The 26,129-nt window shown below is 63.1% G+C and carries 19 protein-coding genes and 1 tRNA gene; 9 read left to right on the top strand and 11 right to left on the bottom strand.

The window, feature by feature from the left end:
• The first annotated feature begins 212 nt into the window (after positions 1–212).
• The 4 genes from CG471_RS31455 to CG471_RS21225 all read left to right on the top strand — a co-directional run bounded on the left by CG471_RS31455 (position 213) and on the right by CG471_RS21225 (position 5,287).
• Positions 213–1,091: a hypothetical protein gene (locus tag CG471_RS31455; protein WP_257211640.1), complete on the top strand. Its 879-nt coding sequence runs from the start codon at positions 213–215 to the stop codon at positions 1,089–1,091.
• Positions 982–1,704, top strand: a complete 723-nt coding sequence (locus CG471_RS31450) for a sensor histidine kinase (protein ID WP_257211639.1) — start codon at positions 982–984, stop codon at positions 1,702–1,704. Before CG471_RS31455 ends, CG471_RS31450 begins: the two co-directional genes overlap by 110 nt.
• On the top strand, positions 1,701–3,017 hold the full coding sequence (locus CG471_RS21230; RefSeq protein ID WP_099233608.1) for a sigma-54 dependent transcriptional regulator: 1,317 nt from the start codon (positions 1,701–1,703) through the stop codon (positions 3,015–3,017). The genes CG471_RS31450 and CG471_RS21230 overlap by 4 nt, the downstream gene beginning before the upstream one ends.
• Before the next feature lie 149 nt (positions 3,018–3,166).
• On the top strand, positions 3,167–5,287 hold the full coding sequence (locus CG471_RS21225) for a TonB-dependent receptor (protein ID WP_099233606.1): 2,121 nt from the start codon (positions 3,167–3,169) through the stop codon (positions 5,285–5,287).
• 43 nt (positions 5,288–5,330) lie between these two features.
• Here the strand turns inward: CG471_RS21225 and CG471_RS21220 are convergent, their stop codons facing one another.
• Both CG471_RS21220 and CG471_RS21215 read right to left on the bottom strand, forming a co-directional pair.
• On the bottom strand, positions 5,331–7,139 hold the full coding sequence (locus CG471_RS21220; protein ID WP_099233604.1) for a M14 family metallopeptidase: 1,809 nt from the start codon (positions 7,137–7,139) through the stop codon (positions 5,331–5,333).
• A 17-nt stretch (positions 7,140–7,156) separates the two neighbouring features.
• On the bottom strand, positions 7,157–9,361 hold the full coding sequence (locus CG471_RS21215) for a TonB-dependent siderophore receptor (protein WP_099233602.1): 2,205 nt from the start codon (positions 9,359–9,361) through the stop codon (positions 7,157–7,159).
• Between the two features lie 153 nt (positions 9,362–9,514).
• Here CG471_RS21215 and CG471_RS21210 point away from each other — a divergent pair, with 153 nt between their 5' ends.
• Genes CG471_RS21210 through CG471_RS21200 form a run of 3 tightly spaced genes read left to right on the top strand, consistent with a single transcriptional unit; the run spans position 9,515 to position 12,941 of the window.
• Entirely contained in the window at positions 9,515–10,252 is a 738-nt protein-coding gene (locus tag CG471_RS21210) for an ABC transporter ATP-binding protein (protein WP_099233600.1), read from the top strand.
• Entirely contained in the window at positions 10,249–11,691 is a 1,443-nt protein-coding gene (locus CG471_RS21205) for a DUF3526 domain-containing protein (RefSeq protein WP_099233598.1), read from the top strand. Before CG471_RS21210 ends, CG471_RS21205 begins: the two co-directional genes overlap by 4 nt.
• A complete protein-coding gene (locus CG471_RS21200; RefSeq protein WP_099233596.1) occupies positions 11,688–12,941 on the top strand; it encodes a DUF3526 domain-containing protein in 1,254 nt (417 codons plus the stop codon). The genes CG471_RS21205 and CG471_RS21200 overlap by 4 nt, the downstream gene beginning before the upstream one ends.
• Positions 12,942–13,111: 170 nt before the next feature.
• Here CG471_RS21200 and CG471_RS30750 read toward each other — a convergent pair.
• Positions 13,112–13,221: transfer RNA gene (locus tag CG471_RS30750), tRNA-Leu, on the bottom strand.
• Between the two features lie 27 nt (positions 13,222–13,248).
• On the opposite strand from CG471_RS30750, the gene CG471_RS21195 reads away from it, so the two are divergent.
• A complete protein-coding gene (locus tag CG471_RS21195; RefSeq protein WP_257211638.1) occupies positions 13,249–14,448 on the top strand; it encodes a tyrosine-type recombinase/integrase in 1,200 nt (399 codons plus the stop codon).
• Between the two features lie 1,465 nt (positions 14,449–15,913).
• On the opposite strand, the gene CG471_RS21185 is transcribed toward CG471_RS21195, so the two are convergent.
• The 5 genes from CG471_RS21185 to CG471_RS21160 all read right to left on the bottom strand — a co-directional run bounded on the left by CG471_RS21185 (position 15,914) and on the right by CG471_RS21160 (position 22,735).
• Positions 15,914–16,132, bottom strand: coding sequence for a hypothetical protein (locus tag CG471_RS21185; RefSeq protein WP_069335630.1), 219 nt, complete (start codon positions 16,130–16,132; stop codon positions 15,914–15,916).
• 904 nt (positions 16,133–17,036) lie between these two features.
• Positions 17,037–17,540, bottom strand: a complete 504-nt coding sequence (locus tag CG471_RS21175; protein WP_257211637.1) for a lytic transglycosylase domain-containing protein — start codon at positions 17,538–17,540, stop codon at positions 17,037–17,039.
• A complete protein-coding gene (gene mobF, locus CG471_RS21170; RefSeq protein WP_099233590.1) occupies positions 17,524–20,457 on the bottom strand; it encodes a MobF family relaxase in 2,934 nt (977 codons plus the stop codon). Before mobF ends, CG471_RS21175 begins: the two co-directional genes overlap by 17 nt.
• Positions 20,454–22,457, bottom strand: a complete 2,004-nt coding sequence (locus CG471_RS21165) for a type IV secretion system DNA-binding domain-containing protein (protein ID WP_099233588.1) — start codon at positions 22,455–22,457, stop codon at positions 20,454–20,456. Before CG471_RS21165 ends, mobF begins: the two co-directional genes overlap by 4 nt.
• Positions 22,454–22,735 carry a hypothetical protein gene (locus CG471_RS21160; RefSeq protein ID WP_251007990.1) on the bottom strand — a complete coding sequence of 94 codons (282 nt, stop codon included), beginning with the start codon at positions 22,733–22,735 and terminating at the stop codon, positions 22,454–22,456. The genes CG471_RS21165 and CG471_RS21160 overlap by 4 nt, the downstream gene beginning before the upstream one ends.
• Positions 22,736–23,240: 505 nt before the next feature.
• On the opposite strand from CG471_RS21160, the gene CG471_RS21155 reads away from it, so the two are divergent.
• On the top strand, positions 23,241–23,501 hold the full coding sequence (locus tag CG471_RS21155; protein WP_081331571.1) for a hypothetical protein: 261 nt from the start codon (positions 23,241–23,243) through the stop codon (positions 23,499–23,501).
• 186 nt (positions 23,502–23,687) lie between these two features.
• On the opposite strand, the gene CG471_RS21150 is transcribed toward CG471_RS21155, so the two are convergent.
• From CG471_RS21150 to CG471_RS21140, 3 genes are all read right to left on the bottom strand, one after another.
• Entirely contained in the window at positions 23,688–24,671 is a 984-nt protein-coding gene (locus CG471_RS21150; protein WP_069335635.1) for a DUF2493 domain-containing protein, read from the bottom strand.
• Between the two features lie 407 nt (positions 24,672–25,078).
• The gene (locus CG471_RS31445; protein ID WP_099233586.1) at positions 25,079–25,294 is read right to left on the bottom strand and encodes a DUF6117 family protein; all 216 of its coding nucleotides are present in this window, start codon (positions 25,292–25,294) and stop codon (positions 25,079–25,081) included.
• Positions 25,281–26,129: DUF2493 domain-containing protein (locus CG471_RS21140; protein WP_099233584.1), on the bottom strand; the 849-nt coding region annotated here is incomplete at its 5' end. The genes CG471_RS21140 and CG471_RS31445, both read right to left, overlap by 14 nt.

Genomic DNA, 26,129 nt, shown 5'->3' with positions numbered 1-26,129 from the left:
CACGGGTGAGAAAGCATTTTCAGTGCAGATATCTGCCCATCAATTTCGCATGATGTGCAGAAATTTGCACATGACGCGCCAGCGCGATATGCAGGGGCATGGACGGCGCCCGCTTCCCGACTCGGATCCTGTGGATCGCCCTATTCCTAGGCGTGGCCGGCGGCCTGCTCTGGCTGTCGGGCGAGGTCGCCGAGCGCAATGCCATCGCCCGCTTGAGTGCGGAGACGCGCGGCGCCGCAATCCTGCGCCAGGCCTATCTCAAGAGCGAGATAGAGCGATTCCGGCTGTTGCCCATCGCCCTGTCCGATGACAGCGACCTCGTCGCCGGCCTCACCGGATCACAGGCCGCGCTGCGCGCGCTGGACGGCAAGCTGGAGGCGCTCGCCCGCACCACCGGCGCGGCGCAAATCTATGTGCTCGACGCGTCGGGCCGCACCGTCGCATCGAGCAACTGGGGCAGCGAACGCAGCTTCGTCGGCCAGGACTATTCCTTCCGCAACTATTTCAAGCTCGCCGCCGCCCATGGATCGGGCGCGCAATTCGCCCTCGGCACGATCAGCGAGCGGCCCGGCATGTATCTGTCGCGGCGATCGCGCGGCGGCGGCTATGTCGTGGTGAAGCTGGAATTTGACGGGATCGAGCAGCAATGGGCGCGGCTGGGCGAAATCACCTTCATCACCAGTCACGAAGGCATCATCCTGATCACCAGCCGCCCCACCGCGCCGCCGCCTGCTGTGGCAATCGGTCGCGGCCGGCGAACCGGGCTGGCAGCTCAACATGCTGACGCCGTTGCATGGCGTGGAAAGCTTCGTGCGCACGGTGCGGCTGGCGACCCTGCTGCTGCTGCTGCTGCTCGCCGGCGGCATCTGGATATTGCGCGAGCGTGCCCATCGCCGCGCCGAACGGGCCGCCATGGCCGCCGCCCGCACCAGCGAACTGGAGGCGATGGTGACGGCCCGCACCCGCGAACTACGGCGCGAGATGGAGGAGCGCGCCGCCAGCGAGACGCGCGCCGACACGCTGCGCGAAGGGTTGCGCCAGGCCAATCGCCTGGCATCGCTGGGCCAGATCACCGCCGGCATCGCCCATGAAACCGCCCAGCCGGTCGCCGCGATCCGCAGCTATGCCGCCAATGGGCGGTTGTTAATCGAGCGCGGCGATAGTGAAGCGGCGGCCGAGAATATGGCGGCGATCGAACGGCTGACCGACCGGATCGGCAAGGTCACCGCCGAACTGCGCGGTTTTTCGCGCAAGGCGACCGGCGCGATCGATGCCATTCCGCTTGCCGGGCCGATCGAGGGCAGTGTGCTGATCCTCAAATCGCGGCTGGCGCGGGTCGACCTGCACCTGCCCGACCTGCCGGACGACCTGCGCGTGATGGCCGACACGATCCGGCTGGAACAGGTGCTGGTCAATCTGCTGCAAAATGCGCTGGAAGCGCTGGAGGGCGTGGCCGCGCCAACCATCCGCCTCTCGGTCGCGCTCGATGCGGAGACGGTGCTGCTGTCGGTGATCGACAATGGGCCGGGCATCGATCCGTCGGTGCAGGGCCAGCTTTTCACCCCCTTCGTCACCAGCCGCCCATCGGGTCTCGGGCTCGGCCTCGTCATCGCCAGCGACATCATGGCTGACATGGGCGGGTCGCTGCGCCTGCTGCCCAGCGAGGCCGGCGCCCATTTCCAGCTGAGTTTGAAACGCGCATGACCGACATGCCCCCGCGTCCGATCGCCCTGGTCGACGATGATGATGATTTGCGCGCTGCCATGGCGCAGACGCTGACGCTGGCGGGCCATGAGGTGCGCGCCTTCGCCCGCGCCGCCGACGCGCTGGCGGCGATCGATGCGGACTTTCCCGGCGTGGTGGTCAGCGACGTGCGGATGCCGCACATGTCGGGCATCGACCTGTTCCGGGCGCTCCATGCCCGCGACGCGGAACTGCCGGTGATCCTGGTCACCGGCCATGGCGATGTGCCGATGGCGGTGGATGCGCTCAAGGCCGGCGCCTGGGACTTCCTCACCAAGCCCTTCAATCCCGACGCCCTGGTCGCATCGGTCGCGCGGGCGAGCGAGAAGAGGCTGCTGGTGATCGAGAATCGTCGCCTGCGCGCGATGGTCGACACCGCCGTCGCCTCCCCGCTGATCGGCCATTCCCCGGCGATCGAGCGGCTGCGCGACATGGTGGCGACGCTGGCCGACACCAATATCGATATTTTGGTCGAGGGCGAGACCGGCACCGGCAAGGAACTGGTCGCGCGCATGATCCATCAGCGCAGCCGCCGCGCCAGCGCCCAGTTCGTCAGCATCGCCTGCGCCGCCGTGCCCGATACGATCGCCGAGACCAGCCTGCATGGCGAGAGCCTGGCCGGGCGCGCGCCGCTCGGAGGGCGGCTGGCCCGCGCGCATCAGGGCACCTTGTTCCTGGACGATGTCGACCAGTCCGGCCCGGCGCTGCAGGCGCATCTGATCCAGTTTCTGGAGGACCGGCTGGTCCGCCCGGTCGGCGCGCGCGAACCCCAACCAGTGGACCTGCGCGTGATCGGCTGCATGACGCAGCAGGGGCAGACGGCGGCGATCCAGCCGGCGCTGCTCTATCGGCTGGCGGCGGTGCGGCTGCACATTCCGCCGCTGCGCGAACGGCGCGAGGATATTCCGCTGATCTTCGCCCATCTGCTCGATGCCGCCGCCCGCCGCTTCCGCCGCGCGGTGCCGCCGGTCAGCCGCGCGGTGCTGGCCCATCTGCTGGACCATGACTGGCCCGGCAATGTCCATGAACTGGGGCGGCTGGCCGAGCGGCTGGCGCTGGGACTGGAACAGGAATCGGTCTCCGACGGCGCGACGCTGCCGCTCGACGCGCGCATGGACGCGTTCGAGCGCATGGCGATTATCGAGGCGATCCAGGCCACCGGTGGCGACATGGGCCAGGCGATCGAGCGCCTCGGTCTGCCGCGCAAGACCTTCTATTATCGGGTCCGGCGACTGGGCATCGATTTGCGGAAGCTGCGCGGGCTGGATGGATAGGGCGCCAGCCACATGACAGAAATGTAATGTTTGATATGTTGTAACATCATGGACATGTTTTTAGAGAGGCGAGGCAGCCTCCAGCGCGACCGAGCAGGGCGTGGAGGTCAGAATAATGTCGCTCCATCCACCTCGGGGGATCCAAGTCCATGCAATTCCAGTTTCTCGCCGGCTGCGCGCTTGCCGTTCTCGGCGTTTCGACAGCCGCCCATGCGCAAACCGCATCGGATGACGCCGCCGACGGCTATCACCAAGCAGCCCGTTCCGACATCATCGTCACCGGCATATTGCCGACCCGCCGCCAGGACATGCTGTCCAGCGTCGCCGTGGTCGAAGGCAAGGATCTGACCCAGGCGATCCGCCCGTCGATCGGCGAGACGCTGGAACATCAGCCGGGCGTATCCGCCACCTCCTTCGGCCCCAGCGCCTCGCGCCCGGTATTGCGCGGCCTGCAGGGCGAACGCGTCAAGATGCTGACCAACAGCCTGTCGACCGTCGACGTGTCCAACACCTCGGTCGACCATGCCGTGGTCGTCAATCCGCTGCTCGCCGAGCGTATTGAGGTGCTGCGCGGTCCGCAGTCGCTGCTCTACGGATCGTCGGCGATCGGCGGCGTCGTCAACGTCATCGACAAGCGTATCCCCACGGCCATCCCGGATGAGCCGGTCCATGTCGATGCGATCGGCACCTATGGCTCGGCCGCGGACGAGCGTTCGGGCGCGGCCTCGGTCGACGTGCCGCTATCGGGCGGCTGGGTCGCCCATGCCGATGGCAGCTATCTCAAGAGCGACGATGTCCGCATCGGCGGCCATGCCCTCACCCCTGCCCTGCGCGATCAGGCGCTGGCATCGAGCCTGCTTCCCGCCGAACCGGCGGAAGAAGGCGAGGAAGCGATCGACTTTGCCGGCAATGCCGCGGTCAAGGGCAAGCTGCCCAATTCGGCGGCCAAGACCTGGACCGCCGGCGGGGGCATCGCCTATATCGGCGACACCGGCAATATCGGTATTTCCTACGACCATTATGACAGCCTCTATGGCGTGCCGATCCGCTTCGCGACCCAGCCGGGCGACGAACAGGAAGCCCCGCGCCTCAGCATGAAGCAGGACAGCGTCAACCTGCGCGCCGAAGTGACTGGCGACGGCAATGTGCTGGACAAGGTTTCGCTGCGCCTGGGCTATGCGGACTATACCCATGCCGAACTGGAAGAAGATGGCTCGGTCGGCACCGCCTTCTTCAGCAAGGGCATGGAAGCCAGGCTGGAACTGACCCAGGCCAAGCATGGCGCCTGGCGCGGCGCGACCGGCGTGCAACTGTTCAACCGCGACTTCAACGTGATCGGCGAGGAAGCCTTCCTGCCGAAGAATTCGACCACGCAGGTCGGCGTCTTCACCCTGCAGCAGCTCGATTATGGCGCGCTCAAGTTCGAGCTTGGCGGCCGCTACGAACATACCAGCCTGACCGCCAATCCGCTGGAGGATCAGGAGCAGTTCTTCGCCGGCCAGCGCAGCTTCGACGCCTTCTCCGGCTCGGTCGGCGCCTCCTATGGCCTGACCGACAGCTGGCGCATCGGCCTCAACCTGTCGCATACCGAACGTGCGCCGGCGGCGGAAGAATTGTTCGCCAACGGTCCCCATGCCGGCACCCAGGCCTATGAGGTCGGCAATCCCGACTTCAATCTGGAAAAGGCCAACAGCGTCGAGGCGATCCTGCGCGGCAGCGGCGACAATTACAGCTTCGAGGCCTCGGCCTATCACACCTGGTTCTCGAACTTCATCTATGAGGATCTGACCGGCGAGGAAGAAGATGGCCTGCCCGTCTACGCCTTCAACCAGGCAGATGCCCGCTATTATGGTTTCGAGGTGCAGGGATCGCTGACCCTGGCCAAGCTGGGCGACGGCAAGATCGTCGCTGATGGCCTGGCCGACTATGTCCATGCCAATGTGAAGAGCGTCGGGCCGACACCGCGCATTCCTCCGCTCCGCCTGCTCGGTGGCCTGGCCTATCAGGCGACCAAGTTCGACCTGCGCGGCGAAGTCGAGCGCGTCAGCAAGCAGGACCGGGTCGCCGAGTTCGAGACCACGACGCCCGGCTACACCATGGTCAATGCCGAGCTGAATGTTCGTCCCTGGGGCAAGGAGCGTCCGCTCAGCTTCGCCCTGTCGGCCAACAATATCTTCGATGTTGCCGCCCGCCGGGCCTCCTCCTTCCTCAAGGACTATGCCCCGCTCACCGGCCGCGACATCCGCGTGACCGCGCGGGTCAGCTTCTGATTTGGAAGAACCGGGGCGGGTCGACCGCCCCGGTTCATCGGGCTCAATTCTCCCTGAGCACAGGATAGAGATGATGATAGGGGCTGCGATCGGGCAGCCGGGCCGACAGCCAGTCGAGCCGTGCGTCGCCATCGGCCGCAAATGTAGCATCAGCGGCCAGTTTCGCCTCGAACGCGGCGCGCAACTGCGGGTCGGCGGCCAGCAGCGCCTCGGCGATCGGCGCCCGCACGAAATCCTCCGCGCCTGATGGCGCGGCCAGGATTTCCGGGAAGAAGCCCCAGGCGAGGAAACTGTCCTGGCTTTCCGGCTCCAGCAGCGCGGCCGCCAGCAGGCCGAGCGGCTGGTCGGACTGCACCCGCACCATGCCGACGGGCAGCGTTTCGGTCACCGCTTCATGGACCAGCTTGGTATCCAGCGGGATACGCGCGTCGCGCACCGACATCGATTGCGGGTCGACCAGCCGCGCCCGATCGAGCGTCAGCGTGCGCGGCGCGTCCAGCACCTCATAACGGATACCGTGCAGCATCAGCCGGTCGATCACCTCGGCCTGCCCGGCTGGCACCCACCATGCCTTGGGCAGGCGCACCGTCTCGACCGGTTCCTGGCCGATGATCGGCATCCGCCAGTCGACCTGGCGGCCCAGCCATTTCTGTTCCTTGCGTCCACTCGCCGGCGAGACATAGGTGTCGAAGGCAATGCCCTTGAACCGCTCGACCCAGCCGATCGGCTGCGCAGCGGGCTTCCACCGGGTCAGCATTTCGGCGGGGCGCGATGCCCGGTCGCTGGCCTTCGCCTGCACAATCGCTCCGGCATCCTGCCCGGCCAGTTTAAGCGCCGCCTCCAGCAGCACATAGGTGCCCAGCACCCGTTGGCGATAGGGCTTCATCATATGGTTTTCGACCAGCACGGTCGGAACGCCGATGAAATCGCCATAGCCGGTCGAATAGCGCGGCCCTTCGGGCGCCTGGCGGATGCCCTTGGTCGGCTCGCGTGTGTCGATCGGGCTGGGATAGATGGTGGGGACATGCCCCGCCTTTTCCAGCGCCGCCGTCACGCTCGGCCCGAAGCGGCCCTGCAGCCAGTCGGCGGTGGCGCGATGATAGGCATAGCGGCCCCAGCCGGCATAGGTGAAGGTGATGTCATATTGCATGTCGAAGCCGTCGCTGACATGGCAATCGACATAGAGGATCGGGTCGAGCCGGCGCAGCAGGCCGATCATCGCCCGGCTTTCGGGCGCGTCCGCTTTGGAATAGTCGCGGTTCAGGTTGATGTTGCGGCTATTGCCGACATAGCCCTTCTCCGCCGGACCGCGCAGCGCCGGGAAGTTCCAGCGGCTCATCTTCTCATGACCGTCGATATTATAGACCGGCACGAACACCAGATCGACCTTGTCGAGCAGCCCGTCCTTGCCGCGCAGCGCGATGTCGCGCAGCAGCATCAGGCCGGCATCCTTGCCGTCAATCTCGCCCGCATGGATGCCCGCCTGCACCAGCACGACCGGCTTGCCTGGCCCGCCCTTGCTGGCGCGGACGAGCAGCATATCGCGCCCTTCGCCCGTGCGGCCGAAGCTTTCCAGGCTGATGAGGGGCGAAGCGGCATCCAGTCGCTTCAACCACGCCGTAACCTCGTCATAGCGCGGCGTAGTGGCGAAGCCTGCCTGTTCGGCCGGGGTGATCCAGGGATCATCCTTGCCGACGACCAGCTTTTCGCTCGCCCCCGACCAGGGCAGCGTTGGCGGTATCACCGAAGCGGGCAGCCCCGGCAGCGGCGCCTCAGTCGGCGGCTGCGCGATGGCGGTGCCCGCGACACACAAAGCGGCGGCGCCCAGAAGGCGCGTCATCGTCTTGCTCATGTCTCTATCCTTCCGGCTCAGAAGCGGGCGCGCACGCCGACGGTGGCGGTGCGCGGCGTGCCCGGCTGCACCCAGACCGAGCTATAGCTGCTGGCATACCATGTCTCGTCAAACAGGTTGCTGATCGTCCCGAACAGCTCGACACCCTCGATCACATCGACGCTACCGAACAGGCGGAACAGGGTGTGCGACGGTAGGGTGAAGTCCGTGCCCGTCTCGCCCAGCCGTTCGCCGACATATTGCATGCCCGCGCCCAGTTGCGCAGCCCGCCCGCCGACATCGAAATGCTTCGCGACCTGAATGTTGAGATTGTGGTCGGGAATGTTGATCAGCCTGTCGCCCGGCAGGATCTGGGTGGCGAAATTGGGATCGTTCACCGCTTCCCGCGCCTCGGCATCGGTATAGGCGTAGCTCAGCACGATATCGATGTCGCCGGGCAGATGGCCGTTCACGTCCAGTTCGATGCCGCGGCTCCGCGCCTTGCCGATCGCAACGGAAAAGCCGGGATTATTATTGTCGCTGGCCAGCACATTATCCTTGGTCAGCTGATAGACGGACAGGGTGCCGGTCAGCGCGCCGCCGAGCGCGGTCAGCTTGACGCCAGCCTCGATCGACTCACTCGTTTCCGGGTCGAAGATATTGTTGAAGAAATCCGCGCCGACATTGGCGCGATAGCCCTGGCCATAAGCGGCATAGAGGGTGATCGGATCGCTGAGGTCATAGACGATGCCGGCCTGCGGGCTGAACCGCTCATATTTGCGGCTGTTGTAACGGTTGGCCTCCGGAAGGGTGCGATTATCGACCTTCAGCGTCAGATTGTCATAACGGCCGCCGATGCGGATCTGGAGCCGATCGGTCAGTTCGATCTGGTCCTGCACATAGAAGCCAAAGCTGCGCTGGGTATCCAGACGATTTGTCAGCACCGACGTCGCAGGCAGCGGATATTGGCCATAGACCGGATTGTCGATGTCGATGACATAGCCGGCCTGGTCACTGGGGTTGGTGCTGACAGCTGGCGGGCGGAAGCGCGTGAAATAATTATCATATTCGAACTGGTCGAAATCGCCGCCGATCAGCACGCGATGGCGCAGCGATCCGGTCTCGAACTTGCCGGCGATCTCGGCGCGGACCACGCTATGTTCCGCATCATAGCGACGCGAGCGGCGCTGGCGCGACAGGGAATGGCCGTCGACATAGAGTTTCTGACGCGACGCGGTCTGCTCCGCGTCGGACGAAAAACCGGTCAACAGCGTGTCGCGATGGCTGGCCCCGACCAGCAGGCTCCAGTCGTCATTGAACTGATGGTCGAGCCGCAACTGGTGGCCGGTGGCGCGGGCCACCGTGTCGCCATCGCCTGGCTCGCCCAGGAAGCGCGAGCGCGGCATGGTGTCGAAATCATTGTTCAGCACGACGATGCCGCGATCAAACGGGACTTCCACGCGGGTCCATTCGAAATCATAGGTCAGGCGCGTCCGATCGCCCAGCGCAACGCCGATCGAGGGCAGGAAGCCCCAGCGCTTTTGCGACACATAGTCGCGGAACGTGTCGCCCTTCTCATAATAGCCGATCAGCCGCGCGGTGACGCCATCGGTCAGCGCCAGATTGGCGTCGGCTTCGGCGCGGAACCGGTCATAGCTGCCATATTGCAGCGATCCGCTGCCGAAGGTCCGGCCGATTTCGGCCTGCTTGGTGACGAGGTTGATCGTGCCGCCCGGCTCGCCGCGCCCGATCAGCGCCGCCGCCGGCCCTTTCAGCACCTCGACCCGCTCGATCCCGGCCACGTCGCGCTGGCCGCCAAAGCCGCGCCCGGCGTTGAAGCCATTGACCAGGTAGCCGCTCGGCAGATTTTCATCTCCGGCAAAGCCGCGAATGGCGAAACTGTCCCACAGCCCGCCCAGCGTATTCTGGCGCGCGACCGAGGCATTCATGTCCAGCGCGTCGGTCAGGCGCAGGATATTATTCTGCTGCAGCGTCTCCGCGTCGATCTCGGTGATCGCCTGGGGAATTTCCTTCACGGAGAAATCCCCGCGATAGGCCTGGCGCACGCCGTCGACCGTGATGGCACCCTCGCCCTCCGGCACATGATGAACCGCGTCGCCGGTCTGCGCCTGGGCTGGAAGCCAGGCCAGGACGGCGGCCAGCGGCAGCGCGCGGGCGATGTGATGGAAGCGACGGGAACGGACGGGCGCAGCGCAGGCGCGCGGCAGGAACTGGATCGACATATTTTCCCCTGAATGAAATGAGACGAAATCTCATCCGCCGTCGCCCCTAGGATAGGCCCGTCGCACCCGTCAATGGAAATGTTATATTATTTCATTGACAGATTGCTGCATCACCGAAATGGTCCGGCGCAACAGCCAAGGAGCCTTGCCCCCATGTCCCTGACCGCCACCGGCCAGCCCATAATATTGTCCGACGTCAACCTGTCCTATGGCAGCCAGCCTGTGCTGCGCGGCCTGACCCTGCATGTCGATGCCGGCGAAATCTATGCGCTGCTCGGCGGCAATGGCGCGGGCAAGTCGACCACCATGTCGACCCTGCTGGGCTTTGCCCGGCCCGACAGCGGCACGGTGCTGGTGGCGGGCCATGACCCGGCGGCGCAGCCCGACAAGGCGCGCGAGCAGATCGCCTATGTCCCCGAAAATGTCGCCCTTTACGAGCATCTGACAGCGCGCGAAAATGCCGCCTATCTGCTGGCACTGGCCGGCCGCCACCCGGCCTTGCAGGAGATTGACGGTGCGTTCGAGGCGACCGGCCTGCAGGCATCGGCCTGGGACAAGCGGCTCGGCGGCTTTTCCAAGGGGATGCGGCAGAAGGTGGCGATCGCCATCGCCCTGCTGCGCGAAGTGCCGGTATTGCTGCTCGACGAACCCTCTTCCGGCCTTGACCCGCGCGCGACCGCCGATTTCAACCGACTGGTCCATGATGTCGCGCGCAAGGGCGCGGCCGTGCTGATGGTCACTCACGACCTGCTGTCGGCGGCCGACATTGCCGACCGGATCGGCTTCCTCGAATCCGGCCGGATCGTCGACGAGGCATCGGCACAGGGTACGGACCGCTTCGACGTGCGCGACCTGCACCGCAAATTCGCGCGGGAGGCTGTCACCGCATGAGCGCCATCACCCTGATCGCACGCGACGAAATGCGGCTGATGCGGCGCAACCGCGTCGCCGTCATCGCCTTCGCGCTGCTCGTCCTGCTGACGCTCGCCGCCGCCCTCATCAGTTGGTCGCACCAGAGCGGCATCGCCGAAACCCGCGCCCGGTTCCAGGCCCAGGCCGCCGAGGCGTTCGAGGCGCAGCCCGACCGCCACCCCCATCGCATGGTCCATTTCGGCAATTTCATCTTCCGCCCGCTGCCACCGCTCGCCGCCTTCGATCCCGGCGTCGATGCCTTCACCGGCAACAGCATCTTCCTGGAAGGTCATCGCCAGAACAGCGCCAATTTCGGCGATGTCCGCCAATCCTCGCTGCTGGTCCGCTTCGGCCAGCTCACCCCGGCCTTCGTACTGCAGGTGATTGCGCCGCTGCTGCTGATCTTCCTTGGCTATGGTACGGTCGCGCGCGAACGCGAACGCGGCACGCTGGGCCAGATGCTGGTGCAGGGCGTGTCCGCCCGCGCGCTCGTCATGGGCAAGCTGCTGGCGCTGGCCATGGTCGCCGCGCTGGTCGGCCTGCCGGCGCTCATCGCCTTCCTGCTGATCGCGGGCCAGCCCGGCGCGCTGGCCGGGCCGATGGCGGTGATCGCACTTGGCTATGGCGCCTATCTGGCGCTCTGGTCGATCATCGTCATCCTCGTCTCCGCGCTGGTAAGGCGCGGCCGCGACGCACTGCTCGCACTGCTCGCGCTCTGGGCGGTGCTGGTGATCCTGCTGCCGCGCGTGGCACCCGATATTGCGGCGCAGGCCCATGGCCTGCCCACCCGCCTGGAAACCGACATCGCCATCCAGCAGGATCTGCATCGCCTTGGCGACGCGCATAATCCCGACGATCCCTTCTTCAACGCCTTCAAGCAGAAGGTGCTGCGCCGCTATGGCGTCGACAAGGTAGAGGATCTGCCGGTCAACTATAACGGCCTGCTCGCGGTCGAGGGCGAGAAGCTGACATCGGGTCTGTTCGACGCCTATGCCGATCGCAGCTTCGCGATCCAGCAGGCGCAGAGCCGGCTGACCGACGGCTTCGGCATCATCAGCCCGGCTATCTCGCTGCGACAATTGTCGATGGCCGCGGCGGGCACCGATCTGGCCGGCCATCGCCGCTTCCTCGCCCAGGCTGAAGCCTATCGCTACGCCATGGTCCAGCATCTCAACCAATTGCAGGCCGATGCCGTCAGCTATGCCGATGACAAGGCCAAGGATGCCGGCGCCGACCAGCGCAAGCGCATCTCCGCCGACCATTGGCAGGCGATCCCGCAATTCCGCTTCATCGCGCCGACCGCCGGCGACCTGGTGACGGCCAGCCTGCCCGGCCTGGGCCTGCTGCTCGCCTGGCTGGTACTCGCGCTGCTGGCGCTGCTGCCCGTCGCCCGCCATCTTCAGAAAGCCCGCCCATGACCCTCCTCACCCATGAACTGCGCCTGCTGCTGCGCTCGCGCATGGCGCTGCTGGCGCTGCTGCTGGTCGCCCTGCTCGCGATCGCCTCGGTCGCTGCCGGCATGGCCGAAGTCGCCCGGCAGCGCGCCGTCATCGCCCGCATCCAGCCGAAACAGGCTCAGGATATCGCGGCCGTCGCGCAATGGGCCGGCAAGACACAGGATCCCGGCAACGCGGCCTATTACAGCTTCCATGCCACCTGGGATGCGCCCGCGCCGCTCGCCTTCGTGGCGCTCGGCCTGCGGGACGTCGCACCTTACATCTTGCGTGTCCGCGCGCTGGGGTTGGAAGCACAGCTTTACGATGGCGAGGCGTTCAATCCCGAACTGGCTCTCCCCGGTCGTTTCGATTTCGCCTTCGTGCTGGTCTATCTGACGCCCCTGTTCGTGATTGCGCTGTTCCATGACCTGGTCTCGGGCGAGCGGGAAGCCGGGCGGCTGCGTATGCTCGATGCGCTCGCAGGATCGGGACGGCATCTCTGGGCGCGGCGCGTGCTGCTGCGCGGCGGCCTGCTGTTCCTCGCGCTCACCCTGCCTGTCACGATCGGCGCAATCCTTTCGCATGTGAAGCTTCTCCCGCTGCTGGCGGTACTCGGCCTCGTCGCCCTCTATCTCGCCTTCTGGATCGGCGTCACGCTGCTGGTAGGGCGGCTGCGCTGGAGTTCGGTCACCAATGCCGCGACGCTCGCCGGCCTGTGGCTGCTGCTCACCCTGCTGCTGCCGACCATCGCCCATGTCGCGATCAATCGCGCCATCCCGGTCGGCCAGGGCGTGGAACTGACGCTCGCCCAGCGCGAGGCGGTCAACCGTGCCTGGGACATTCCGCGCGAACAGACGATGCGGGCCTTCTATGCCGGCCATCCCGAATGGAAGGACAGCCCGCCGCTAGGCCATGCATTCCACTGGAAATGGTATTTCGCCTTCCACCAGGTCGGCGATGAAAGCGTCGCGCCCAAGGCGATCGCCTACCGCCAGGGGATCGAGGCGCGCGACGCCGCCGCCCGTTCGGTCGGCTGGCTGTTGCCCTCGGTCGGCGTGCAGGCGCTGCTCGCCCGCCTCGCCGGCACCGACATGCAGGCGCAACTGGCCTATCAGGACCGCATCCGCGCCTTCCATGCCAGGCTGCGCAATTATTATTATGCCTATCTCTTCACCGACAAGCCGTTCGGGCAGGCCGATTTCGAAGGCGCTCCGCGCTTCGACGATATGTGAGAGGCCGTGATGGCCGGGGATGAGGGCGAAATTGCCCGCTTCGCTTCATCTTCGGCAAACCATCGATTTCCGGATGAATACAGAGGTGCGAGGGCAAGCCTGTGCCTGCGACGATCATCTATCGATGCTGGATATCTCCGACCATGTTCCAACGCAAATCGTTGAAAACATGGTGGGCGCGACAGGGATTGAACCTGTGACCCCACCCGTGTGAAGGGTGTGAAACCGGACTTTTCGGGACGTGTGGGGAACGTTAAGTGATTGTTTTTTATACACACACGTCTTGACCTGTTTCGGCATGTGTTTCATGTTTTTTTCATGGATTTCATGGACGGGTAATATGGACCTTAGCCGAATTGGCCGGCGCGAGGCGCTGAAGCCGAAAATTGGAGATGAGCCACATTGGCAACGGTTGAGGGCCGGTTGCTATCTTGGTTTCAGGCCTAGCAAGAAGGGTGGGAAAGGGACTTGGTTTGCCCGGGTCTACGATCCGGACGTGGGGAAGTACGTTCGGAAAGCGTTGGGAGAATATGGAAGCCTGACAGGGAACGATGTCTTCTCTCAAGCACGGAGAGATGCTGAGGCATGGAGCGATCAGGTTGAGAGCGGGGGCATCGTCGCAGAGCAAATCAAAACGGTATCGGATGCGTGCCGCGCTTACCTGAAAGAAAAACCAGGGTTGATTGCCGCAGGCGTGTTCCGGAGGCACGTTTTCGATGACCCTATCGGGAAGCAAAAACTAGAGAGGCTTCGTCGGCGTCATCTGCGAGAATGGAGGCAACGACTAGAAAACGCGCCTGCCCTGCTCAGCCGCAACAAAGGGGGCATTACTCGTACCAAGCCTCGTTCAGTTGCCACGATTAACCGGGACATTGTGCCACTTCGTGCTGCTCTAGGACGTATACTGTCCCCCGGCACCCCGAATACCGATGCCGCCTGGCAAGAGGCATTGAAGCCGACCAAGGGGGCCGACAAGCGGCGCGACCTTTATCTGGATCGCACCGAACGTCGAAGGTTATTAGACGCTGCGAGTGAAGATATCCTCCCATGGATGGAGGCCCTGTGCCTCCTGCCGCTGCGGCCAGGTGCGCTGGCAGCTTTAAAGGTGAAAGATTTTGATGAGCGGATCAAAACTCTGACGATTGGGAAGGACAAGAGCGGCCAACCCAGACAGATTGCTATTCCTGATAACATCGTACGGATAATATCCGAGCAGGTGAAGGGCATGCCTCGAAAAGCAACAATTTTTCGTCGCGCAGATGGTCGGGCCTGGAACAAAGACAGTTGGAACAAGCCAGTGAAAGAAGCTGTGATCAAAGCAGGTCTGCCATCTGAAGTAACAGCTTACACATTGCGTCATTGTGTTATCACTGACTTGGTCAATGGAGGCTTGCCAATTCTTACCGTGGCGCAAATCTCAGACACCAGCGTTGCAATGATCGAAGCTCACTACGGGCATCTGGTCGCCCACGCGGCCACAGAAGCTTTGGCACGATTGGCTCTCTGACGGCAGTAGCATTCGTCGTGATCAAGTATTGCTGCGACTTTAGGCATCTACCAGCTTTTGAACTAGAGAGGTCCCAGTTGGTGGCTCCCATTCCGGTTCGGAGCAGCTGCGCCTTTCCATCCTTCTTCCTGATAGCGCAGCCCTCACAGGGGAACTTCGAGCCATTCCTGTCCGCCCGCTGCTTGCCTGATGCAACAGACGACCCTCCGTACATCGGCAGAATTATGAACGGACGCTGTTGCTAGACCATCCGTTTGCCAGAGCGTCAACACGATCATGGGGCCAGCGGCTAACCGATCGTGACCAGGCGATCACTCATCAATATTCCGGTCTGCGGGACATTCCTCCGCCTTGTGCGCACCAGCTACCTGACGCTGCGCAAATATCTGAAGAAGAATATCAAGCGCGTCGAACAGCAATTGACATTGCCTGCAAGGCGGCCGGCATTTCCGGGTGCGGCGGAGCTATATTCGGCCACGCTAGCGGCGGGATAGTCCTGCGGGCAGCGCAAAGGTCGTCCTACTTGAAGCCTTTCTGCCAAGTCAGGGAGTATGGGAGCCCCTATTTACCGTGTCGAACGCGCTGTTGACGAGCAACATCAACGCATCATTCGTCCGTCGCAGTCGAGCTATCTCGCCTGGACCACGATCGCTGGCGCTGTCGCTGATGCCTCTATCGGTCGCGCCAAGCTGGCCGCCAGCTACAGCGCTAGGTGGGCGATTAACAGTTCGGTGGATAGCCTGACCGATACCGGCATCTACGTAATCCATTCGGGCGGTTCCGGTCTGCCTAGCGGTCAGGCATCTGGTCTGTTGGAGGTCACCACCTCGGGAGAATATGGGCTTTAGCGGACCTTGCCGAAGTCGCGCGCCAGCCAAGGAATAGCCGCAGCCAACTTGTTCTTTGCGATGGTGGCGAACGGAGGGACAATGTTCATGATGGTGATGAGGACCAGGGCGGCAAGCGCAGAGGCGCGAACGGTCTTCGTGTGGCCTCCGTTACCCAATGATCCCGGCGCCCGGTTGCAAGTGAGATTAGGCGCCGGGATCGCCGGCGACCGCTGAGAAGCCGGCGCTGACCAGCTATTCTCAAAGAACGGCGGACGAAAGAGAAAATCCCCGATGCCCAGAGAGGTCCCTGCGTCTGGGCATCGGAGAAATCTCCCGGCAGCATGTCGATTACACCGGGGAATGCCATCGGGTCGCACTGATGACGGGCAAATCTGTGGCAAAGCCGCAAGCGATTCGCAACTAAATTGCTGAAATAATCGCGTAAATAAATGAAAGCGATAATCCCCGCGGCCCAAAAGCACCAATATGGGCGCCGGAATCGAATAACCCAAGGGCATGCTTCCCCAAGCAGCCCTAGAGCAAAGGCGCGGCAGGTCGCATCCTGCTCCGGGCGTTCTGCGCCGCTCGTAGCATGATTTTGCGTTACGGCACGTGTCGGGCAGTCGAAATGCCAGCTAGTGCAGGTCGCCCTTGAACAGGCCAGGGCCTGCCCGGAATCGCGCCTGAATATCATCCAGACGAGCCCCATGTTCGACTATGAGACGCGAACGGCTTTCGTTCAGATGCGCAAAGAGCGCCTGCAAAGCGCCTGCGGCTGCATCTTCGTCAACTATCGGCGCGCAGAACCTACGCTCCACCTCGTCGATCAGCTGATCAATGCGACTCGTCGTCATGGCGACAGGCTATCAGCACGACCGCTGCCAGCAAGCGCGAAAACCCACCGATCAGGGCGCCCAGCCCATGAGAGCCACCATACATCTGGAGGGATGGAGCGAGTAAGCACGCATAACGGACAGCAATGGCGGTGACGCCAGGGGATCACGCCCAGTCCGCGGTTGATCATCGCCGATGTGATGATCCTGACGATGGTGGCGCTGATCGCTCAGCTGGCCAGGATTGCGCAGTGCGAGGCACCACCTGCCTTTGCCCGCTCTGCTTTCTTGTCGGAGCTTTAGCGTGATCGCCTTCGCTCAATCACCTCACGCAAACTTGCAACCATGATCAACGTCGAACTTCGGTCTTTCACGACCTCCAGTTCGCCAGATTTGATCAGCTCATATAGGCGGGACCGGCTTAACCCTGTCATCGACACCGCAATCGCGATTCTTACGCTGATGGGATCGATGAGTGCAGGTGCCTTCGACTTCTCTACGGGAGCGGGAAGTGGCGCATTTAATCTTGGCAGGCTCTTTCGCACGGCAGAACGGCTCCTAGTTGGAGTCTGCCAGATGGGATGAAGCCTCCTCAAGCTATCGAAACTGCGCGGAATTGGAAGTCCTAAGTTGGCAGATATGGGACGGCGAAATGCGTGCGTGGCGAGGGCTCATCATTTACGAGGCTCTTAAACCTCCTGAAAGAGCCGCAGCTTCAGACCCTGATACCTCATGGCGTCGCCAGCGCGGGACGCCGGCAAGGTGCCCGGGAACAGGCTGGCCGAATGAACTTGGAATCGAACATGTGCATTGCACACGTCGCATCAGCTTTTCCTGAATAATGTTGCGGCAGGCTCAGATGACCGAGGTCGCCGATCATCTTGTTCACTCAACGAACTCATCCTCCAATGCCCCCCGCGCCAGGTTACGAGAAAATTGCTTCACCAAACCGGCGCTTCAAATGTTCCGCCACGCTGCGGGCATATCGCCTCTGCCGATCGGAATTCGGACTGTGATAGACGCCCACCGCCTTCCAATAATTGCCGGTCGATGCCAGGGCAGCAACAAATATCCACCGGGCAGCATTCGCATTGAAGCACGGATCGTAACGCAACCAATGACGAACATCCTTTGGTGAACGATCAAGCGTTTCGGCAATTTTGGGGACCCACCAGCTGTTGATCTGGAGAGGTCCCAGATCGTGGCTACCGTTGCGGTTCGGCACCGCCGCGCCGATCCATCCTCCTTCCTGGTCACGTAGGCCCCACAGGGTCACTTCGAGCCATTTCTGCCCACCCGCTGCTTGCCTGATGCAATGGGCGACCCTCCGTTCATCGGCAGCATCATGACCGGACTTGGCTGCAAGAGCATCCGAATGCCAGATGAACAGCACTATCAGGGCGGCTATCCGCTTACCGATCGTGACCATGCGATCGCTCCTCAACGGTGCGGTCTGTGGCAAGGTACTCCGCCTTGGGCGCATGGGCTTGCTGGTTCTTTGCAAGGGTCTGCAAATGACGATCGAGCGTCTCGAACAGCGATCGGGCGCGGCCTGCAAGACGTCCGGCAATTCCGCGGTCCGGCTCTCGCTGATCAAGTTTGTGCGCGAGCGCCCTGCCCTCTGCCTTCCGCCGCTCCTCAACCTGTTCGAGCCTTAGGCCCTTCAGCCGCGCCTCATTCCTTGCGGCAAAGCGTTTGCTGTGATCACGCTCCAGCCGGCCCAGCCCTTCGAGCGCCGATGTCTTCTCACCCGACCGCTCTTCGAGTTTCGCGACCAGCTTCCTGGGATCTTCCGTCCAGAGTTTGACGCCGTACCGGGCGCGCGTGATGGCGGTGTAGAAGTTCTGCCCATTGACCAACGGAGACGCCACAGGGGCCAGCACATAGACGCGGTCATAGGTCTTTGACTGAGCGGAATAGACGGTCTCGGCATAGCCATGGTCCCAAGTAGAGTGGCGTCCAAGATCGATCTGCTGGACCCTATTGCCTCGATCCCAGCGAACCGTCGCCACCATGCCATCGAGCCGCTCTACCGTCCCGCGTTCGGCGTTCTTGAGATCAAGCTCCTTGGTCGCGAGCCGCCATTGGATGCGGTCGCCAGCGGCGAGGTAGCGATGCTCTGAGAGGAATATATTCACCTGCGCCGCCTTGCTGGTTCGAGGATCCCAATTGTGGATGCGCCCCTGCTCATCCGCCAATCGTACAAGCTGCCGGCCCTTCGCATCGCGCACCACGGAAACGACCCGATACTCGCCATCATGCGACAAGCCAGGTCCCACCTGATCGCGATTGAACTTCAGAACCTGACCGCCGGAATAGAACCGGGCCATCTGCTTCTCCTGCTCGCTGAGACCGGCCGGGGTAAGCACCGCAAGTCGGGTGTCCTCGACCGCGACGATCCCTTCCCGTTGCAATGCCTCGCGGATCTGACTGTTGACGATGAGGCGCGTTGCATTCTCCAAAACGAGGATATTCGTTGTTGCCCGGCTTTCAGGCTTCAGGCGCGTCCATTCTCTCACCAGCCCCTTGGCCAGCTCCTCCGCATCGCTGCCGCTTGCCACCTTATCAAGATGGTCTAGCGAACCGGCATAATCACCGGCGCGGGCCTGGGTGACGGCAAGCTTCATCGCCCTGGTTTCCTGCCGCCGCGATTCAACCAGCTCGGCGGTCGCGAGCCCAAGCTTCTGCATCAGCCAGAATGCCTTTCCCTGTTCGATCGCGCCGGTCTGCCGATTGTCACCGAGCAGGATAAGCCTCGCGCCAGTTGCCCGGCTGATCTCCAGCACTCGCAGCGCCTGGCGGTTTCCAAGCTGCCCCGCTTCATCGAGGATCAGGACATCGTTGGCGCTGAGGCCATGCCCGCCACTCGCCAACAGGCTGGCAACGGTCCGGGATGCAATCTCCGCGCGATCACCCAGTTCAGCCGCAGCAGAGGACGTCGGCGCAAGCGCCGTCAACACCATCCCCGGATGCGCCGCGTCCTTGAGGGAGCGAATCAGCATCGACTTACCGGCCCCAGCCACGCCATGCACTGCCGTAATCCGGTCTCCCGACAATGCCATGTGCACGAGAGCCTGCTCCTGCGCCGGGGATAGACCAGCGCTTTCCAGAACGGGCAGCAGCCGGTCTGCGCTGGCGACCTGTCTGCCGTCTCCAAGGGATAGTGCGAGGTACTGGGTCAGCGCCTGTTCCAGCCTCACGGTCCTGCGGCTGGTTCGCCCTCGCGTGAGGACTGCGTCGCCGGTCTGCCCCCGCGTTGCCAAGAGTTTGCGGCGACTTTCATGATCTATCAGGAGCGGTCGCAGGTCTTCGAACCGAACCTCTCCCACATGGGAGGCAAGGCCGACCGCAATGACGTGACCAAGTGGATTGACCGCCTCGCGCCCTTCCGATTGCCTGATCCCAAACAGGGCCGCCCGCGCTGCGTCGACGGGTTCCACCGGGACTGTGCGTAAACCAGCCTCGATGGCCTGGGCGAGGACAGCTGAAAGTTTCGGTTCATATGGTGCGACGCGCGCATCCCAACGATCGTGCAACTCGTTCAGCCCGACTTTCACCTTTGGGCCGCGCGTCTCATAGAAGCTCTGCCTACGCGCGGCCTGCCCCGACAGGCCATGCTCAGCGGCATGGGCGTTGATCTGCTCGGCACGCTGCGACATCTCGTGGATCAATGCCTTTGGCACCCCCCTGATCTCGAACAATCCGCGGCGCGGATCGAAGTCGATCTCAAATCCATATTCCCTCAGATTGTGGGCAAGGGCGTTGCGGTAGATCTGGCCGCTGGCCATTTGCTCGGCATACATGGCCCGCGTTTCGAGACTGGCCATCGGGTTGCCCGGATCGCAGTTCGTCATGTTGAGGATCACGACATGGGTATGGAGATGGGGGTCGAGTTCGCGGCTGGCATGCTCGGTAAAGCGTGCCCACAGGAGTCGCCCAGTCGTCTCATGGACGATGCTCCCTTCCTCTCGGCGCCGCAGCTGGGCATGTTCTTCAAGATAGGAAAGTGCTACGTCGACGGCCTTCTCATGTGCCGCGACTATCCTCTCATCGCGAAGGGCGAGCGCAATGATCGATACGGATTTGGGGGCGCTGATTGCAAAGTCCCACCCAGGATGGTGATCAATTCCGCCTGCCCGCCGACGTCCTAACTGCTGGTCTGCGACGGCGCCGCTGAGCAGTGCATTGAACCGCGCGGTATCCACCTCTCCGTCCAAACCAAGTTCATTGGCGAGCGTACCGCCCCAGGAAGAGGTCTCCGCATCTCCCTTCGTATAATAGTCCCCGACAGTGTAATAGCGGGCGATGTTGCCCGGAGAACCTTTGAGGCGGCGCGGATGCATCATGCCGGCCTCGCATCGTCACGCTCACCGTTGGAGCGGCTATGCTTGTGGAGGTTGAAGCCACTCCTCGGCCCAAGGAGCTTGGGCGGTTCGGCGTTCGGCGAGTCCCCTTTCTGCTTCGGAACTTCGGCGCCCTTGTGCGCAGGGGGCTCACCCGCAGTTGCTGCTTCGGGTGAGCCGCCGTCCAAGGGGAGCTGCGGCTCGGGCTTCGCATCCTTCCCAGAGCGCCGACGTTTTCTCTGCGGTGCCTTTTCTTGAGGAGGGGGAGCGTTGCCCTCCTCGAACCGCTTGGCAGGCTCCGTTCGCTCGACGAATGCAGGCTCGATCGTTGGCACCCCATTGTACCGATCCCGGAAATGGACGACGGGCAGATTTCTTCCGAACCGGAGAAAGCCCGACAGGTTGGGGAGGTTCGTGACCTCGGTGTGCATGACGAGCGGACGGGTGACCTGCATGCGGGAGAGATTGACGCCGTCTCGCATGTCGTTGACCCCATAGGACATGCCCTCATTGGCCTCGACCTGTTCGACCTGGCCCAAATTCTCCGACACATGCTTTGCCGTGGGAGTATCGTTCGCTCGTAGCGCCACCCAGGTCGAGCAGTAACCGGTGATCGCGGCCGCATCCTGGATGCCATAGGTTGCCTCCAGTTGCGGGTAGGACTGAAACCCCAATATGCCGCATCCGCCATATTTGCGGGCGCGCGCCAGGAAATCGCTGAGTGACGGCAGACGCTGTAGCGTAGGCAGCTCATCGATAACGCAATAGAGGCGGCGTTTTTGGTCGGGCGGAAGGCTCATGATCGCGCTGATCGCGATGTCGAGCCAGACGGTGACGAGCGGCCGCAGAGAAGGAAGCTGGTCGGCTTTCACCGTGATGAAGAGCCAGCTGTCATCCTCTTCATTGGCCACCCAGTCGCGTACGGAAAAGCCATCCAGCGTGTCGTCCAGATAGGAGAAGCTGCGCATGACAGAGGCCAGTTCGGCGCGAATGCCCGCGGATGTACGGTCCCCCTCCATCGAGATGAACGCGGCGGCATCCGTCCCTTCCGCGAACGCGGCCAGCGTCTTCAAGGGACTCCGCAGAAGGGTATCGAGCAAGACTGAGATGAGCATCTGCTTGTTCTTCGCAAGCTTGCGGAAGACGGCGACCAGCGTTCCCCTCGCCGCCTTCGCCCAGAACGGATCGCCGCCCTTGTCGGGGATCGTGGACTCCGCGATCTGATCATAATGATAGTCGCGCGGGACATCGACCCAAGGGGACCAGCTATCGGCTCGGGCGTCGAGCGGGTTCAGGAGAATGTCGTGCCCAGGCCGGTAGAATTTCTCGACAAAGGTGCCCGCCGTATCGAACACAATCGCCCGACGGCCCTTCCCACGCATCCCCGCGAGCATCTTGACGATGATGTTGGTCTTGCCCGTTCCTGGCGCCCCGCAGATCAAGATGTGCTCAGGCTCAAACTCTTCAGGAACCGGCACACCGCCGATAGCGAAGCTTCCCCGCTTCGATCGCCACAGCAGGCGGCGGAGCTGCCGGGCTGTCCCGAACTGGGCCCCCCGGATGAACTGATTGGAGCCGAGCCCCTTCCCCGTTCGGGTGAAGTAGAACCAGGCCCACAGAAGCATGAGCGCAGCGAAGGCACCAGATAGCGCCGCGCCATAGATCAGATGCTGCTCCATCGCCTGCATGGTCTTCTTCGCGATGGGAGAGGCCAGCAGCGCGTCCGAGTTCGTCCAATATTGGCGCCCAGCCGGGGTCCTGAACAGGATCGGCGCCCCACCCGGCACGTCGCTTTTCAGCGTCGCTTCCGCGATCTTCATCGCGACAAAGCGCTGATAGTCGCTGGATTTTTCGAGCACATACCAGATGATGCCCCCGACCCAGATCGCGAGGCCCGCAAGCGAGGTCTGGAAGAAGACCTGGGTGGTCATCCTGACATTGTGGACGATGGCCTGACCACCCCGGGTCCAGGAGCCCAAAGTGTCGTTGCGGAAGATGCTCATAGTGCACCATCCTCGGGCGCGAGCAGCCCCCGTTCGAGGAGCAGGGCGCGGGCATCGTCCATGCCCTTCTGGAGAATGTCGGGGCGTCGCGTTCCGACCGAGGCGGCCAATATGGCGAAGACCTGAATGAGGGTCGCCTGCACCTCATCGAAGCGACCATGATATCCGCCGGCATCGATGCCTTCGAAGCGATCGAGGATGTCGCGGACATATTCGGGGAGGCTGAGCCGCGCCGATCGGGCGCCGGCGACAAGACGCCCGTGTAGAGCGTCTTTCAATCTGATATTGATCCTGGGCAAGCGCCGAACTCCTGTTCGTTGCCTGTCCAGATGGGGTGAAGCCCGGCCGTTATACGCCGATTTACAGGCGATCTCAACGCCTTACAGTCGGCATGCATGGCACCGACATGGTGCCAAAGCTTATCAGGCACTTAGCCCTGAATTATCCTTATATGGTTACCATTTGGTGCCAGCTCCCAATAAGGGAAGCGACAGTGGCACCGCCTGGCACCCCGCTGTAACCGGCAGAAAACCTCGCGATTCGCGCCCGCAGCACCCGTGCGTACGGTGCATTACAATACGCCCTGGGCGTGCGTCCCCTCTTCGCAGCGGGCTAGCCCCGCTGCGCTGCCTCGTGCCGGAAGGCGCGGGGCAACCCGAAGGGGATTTCCTTTCCTGCGGAACGCAGCAGCAGCAAATCGATCTGTGCAACAGATTGCATTCATCGCGATAATCCTCGATATTGTGGCCGGCGGGCAGACCATCCGATGTGAAAGGATGATCAATGCCCAAGTTGAATGACCGTGATCGGCTCGCAGACCTCGAAGCGCGCCAGACGAAAATAGCGCAGGAGATCCTCGACGCCCGCCGCGCTCTGCGCGGCAAATATGCCTCCATTATAAGCGAGATGGAGGTTGAGAAGCTGAGCGAAAGAGACTTTCGCGACCTGCTCCAGCATGTAATCCGGGTGGGTGGGCCAGCCGCTATCGCAGCATTGAAAAGCATTGCGCCGGCCTCAAAATCCCAACCTGAAAAGCGCCCGTAGGGCGTCCCTGCGACGAGCACGGCGGAGCCGCGCGCAGGAGGCCCGCGTTCCTCAAGAGCGCGGCATCGTTGTCCGACGGGACTGGCGCGCAGCGCCTGTCCTAGAGGGCAACGACATAGAGCGACAGACAAAAAAAGCGGGAGCTATCGGCCTGAAACCGACTGCTCCCGCATATCCTTTATGACTTCAGGAAGCCCAGTGCGCCGGGCCGCCATAGAGTGAGAGGAGCACCGGCGCGACACCGATGGAACGCATCACCCTTACCAGCTGAGCCTGAACCCCGCTTCCTTCAGCGACGATCGCCTCGACTGGCCGCAGCCGCGCGATCTGGTCGTTGCGCACGAACCCGGCTCGGTTCCCCCACCGCCCCTTGTCGATGCCCAGTTTCACTACCGGCGTCTTGGTCTTTGCCGCCCATGCTTCGGCAATCGCGTCACCACCGCTATTTTGCGCGGTGGTGAGCAGCACCATCTGCGGCCGGGTCGCCTTGGCCCTCGACAGCGCCTTCCAGATCGGCTCCGGGTCCGCCCACTGGCTGCCGCCCGAGAAGACGACCAGCGGCCCTTCAGGATGATGCTGCCCTATCCGGCGCTGGCGTCGCGCGCTCAGATAGTCCAGCCCGTTGATGACGCTCGCTGTCCGCTTGGAAGATACCAGCGTCGCCCTTGGCGCAGACCAGGGCTTGCCGGTTTCGTTGTGATACACCGCAGCTGCGTGGTCCCGCATGCAGGCGAGAGCGTCGGCAGCCTCGTCGAGAAAGGCCAATTCCTCGTGCGCGTGCTCAAGCTCTACAGCATGGATCTCGCTGCCATCAGCCTGTCGGAGAAGGTCGCGCATCTGCCTTGCTGCGCCGTCGGCTTGTCCCGTTGCCTGATCGCTCACCCGGTGGAAACTGTGGACGATGCCCCATGCGATGCGTCCCGCCACTTTTTCCAGCCTGCTGTCCCGCAGAACATCGAAGAGCGTCGTGACGATCAACTCGACTGCCAGCTGGACCTGTGTCGCGTCTGGCATTTGCCCGGTGCGCTCTTCGTCGTCCCTGCTGACCCGGACGCCATCGAGGTCCGTTTCGAATGCGGCAAGAAAGCTGTCGGACGCAACCGCGCTCTCCTCCCCGATGAGTGCTGCAATCTCGGTGAAGCTGCGGACTGAACGGAATGCCTTGGTCATGAGAACCTCCTTTGATTGAAAGAGGTCTTCCCCCTGCACGGGCTCCGAGTGACGGGGTCAAGGATCGGGGCACAGCCCCGACCGCGAAGCGGCGATGGGGGGCACGATTTTTTTCGGCACGCGCCCCCGCCCGCATGGACGGACTGCCGCCTGCCTGCCGAAAAAAATGGTGGGGCCCCGTCGTCCTTGAGGCTGGCGCTGTCCCCGTGCCAAGATTAAACGACTTGAGAGAAGAAGTGTGGCAGCGCTCCAGGGGGCTCGATGCCCCGTGGAGCGCTATGATCCTCGCGCGACATGTGTCTAGGCGCCCGTCTGACATTGCCCCGGGCACGTGCGTCGACAAAAAAGGGACCGTGCGCCCGAATGGCTGCGGTCCCAAAGGTCGATTTGGATTTTGTCGTCCGCCGTCAGATCGGCGGCCGGTAGGCGTCGTAAGGGTTACCCTCCGCGAGGTGGCCGAACGGGATCATGAGATAGGCCCCCTCCTCCCGCCCGACTGCGCAGATCACGTAACGCGGTTCTCCTGATGCTGCATCCTGGCATTCCATAAGAGCGAGATTTCCATCTCCCGCAGCCCGAAGGAGCGTCTGGAAGTTAGCGCTAAGATAGTCAGGTATCGCCATGCTGTCCTCCTTCAATGGCTGCCGGGGGAACGCGCCTTGGGAACTTCACAGCATCAGCCGCCTGGTCCGCCCTGCGCAAAGCGTGGATCGGAACATTGGCCTGGCGCAGCAGCTGGTAGAGATTGGCCTGCACGCCCGACCCCTCGCAGAGCACTGCCTCGACCGGCTTCAAATCAAGGATTTTGCGATTGCGGATAAAGGCAGTCTTTCGTCCGGTTCCATATAGGCCATAGCGCACGACGGGCACGTCAACGCCGGTGCGAGCAGCCCAGGCCGCCGCGATCTGGTCCACGCCGCGACGCTGCCCGGTCGTAACCAAAGTCATATGGGAAAGCCGCGCATGGATGGCGTCCAGCCGCGACCATATCGCCTGCCAGTCGTGCCAGTCGGCAGGACCGGTTACAACCACGATCGGCCCCTGCGGCAGGTGACGTTCTCGCTGTTCCAGCTGTCGGGCGCGCAGGAAATCGACCGCAGCGATCTGGCTGGCGCTCGATGCAGAAGATGCTCGCGTTCCCTTGGCCGGCGACCAGGGCCAGCCTGACTGCGCCCGGTACATTTCCGCGGCATAGTCGCGCATGCATTCAATGGCCTGCCGCTGCTCTGCGACCGACTGACACTGAAGCTGCTTTTCTTCGAGCGAACGGGCATAGATCTCGCTCCCTTCAGGGGCTCGCGCGAGATCCCCCAGTTCCCTCGCATAGCCGTCCTCGCGCTTTTCGAGTTTCCCCGCGAGATAGTGGAAGCTGTTGACGAAACCCCAGGCGATATCGGGTGCCAGTGCCTCCAGACGGGTGCCGGTGAAGAGGTCGAAGATCGCAGCGATGATCCCGCC

The sequence above is a fragment of the Sphingobium sp. IP1 genome (genome assembly GCF_002708645.1).
Taxonomy (GTDB): domain Bacteria; phylum Pseudomonadota; class Alphaproteobacteria; order Sphingomonadales; family Sphingomonadaceae; genus Sphingobium; species Sphingobium yanoikuyae.
The sequence above is the reverse complement of the archived record's forward strand: the minus strand, read 5'-3'. Positions and strand labels throughout refer to the sequence as shown.

Excerpts from the sequence above, each read along its gene's own strand:
- CG471_RS21210 (WP_099233600.1), top strand. The coding sequence starts at position 9,515 with ATGTCCCTGACCGCCACCGGCCAGCCCATAATATTGTCCGACGTCAAC.
- CG471_RS21205 (WP_099233598.1), top strand. The coding sequence starts at position 10,249 with ATGAGCGCCATCACCCTGATCGCACGCGACGAAATGCGGCTGATGCGG.
- CG471_RS21175 (WP_257211637.1), bottom strand. The coding sequence starts at position 17,540 with ATGGTCACGATCGGTAAGCGGATAGCCGCCCTGATAGTGCTGTTCATC.
- CG471_RS21220 (WP_099233604.1), bottom strand. The coding sequence starts at position 7,139 with ATGAGCAAGACGATGACGCGCCTTCTGGGCGCCGCCGCTTTGTGTGTC.
- CG471_RS21200 (WP_099233596.1), top strand. The coding sequence starts at position 11,688 with ATGACCCTCCTCACCCATGAACTGCGCCTGCTGCTGCGCTCGCGCATG.
- CG471_RS31450 (WP_257211639.1), top strand. The coding sequence starts at position 982 with ATGGAGGAGCGCGCCGCCAGCGAGACGCGCGCCGACACGCTGCGCGAA.
- mobF (WP_099233590.1), bottom strand. The coding sequence starts at position 20,457 with ATGATGCATCCGCGCCGCCTCAAAGGTTCTCCGGGCAACATCGCCCGC.
- CG471_RS31445 (WP_099233586.1), bottom strand. The coding sequence starts at position 25,294 with ATGGCGATACCTGACTATCTTAGCGCTAACTTCCAGACGCTCCTTCGG.
- CG471_RS21215 (WP_099233602.1), bottom strand. The coding sequence starts at position 9,361 with ATGTCGATCCAGTTCCTGCCGCGCGCCTGCGCTGCGCCCGTCCGTTCC.
- CG471_RS21185 (WP_069335630.1), bottom strand. The coding sequence starts at position 16,132 with ATGACGACGAGTCGCATTGATCAGCTGATCGACGAGGTGGAGCGTAGG.
- CG471_RS21150 (WP_069335635.1), bottom strand. The coding sequence starts at position 24,671 with ATGACCAAGGCATTCCGTTCAGTCCGCAGCTTCACCGAGATTGCAGCA.
- CG471_RS21155 (WP_081331571.1), top strand. The coding sequence starts at position 23,241 with ATGCCCAAGTTGAATGACCGTGATCGGCTCGCAGACCTCGAAGCGCGC.
- CG471_RS21230 (WP_099233608.1), top strand. The coding sequence starts at position 1,701 with ATGACCGACATGCCCCCGCGTCCGATCGCCCTGGTCGACGATGATGAT.
- CG471_RS21165 (WP_099233588.1), bottom strand. The coding sequence starts at position 22,457 with ATGAGCATCTTCCGCAACGACACTTTGGGCTCCTGGACCCGGGGTGGT.
- CG471_RS21195 (WP_257211638.1), top strand. The coding sequence starts at position 13,249 with ATGTTTTTTTCATGGATTTCATGGACGGGTAATATGGACCTTAGCCGA.
- CG471_RS21225 (WP_099233606.1), top strand. The coding sequence starts at position 3,167 with ATGCAATTCCAGTTTCTCGCCGGCTGCGCGCTTGCCGTTCTCGGCGTT.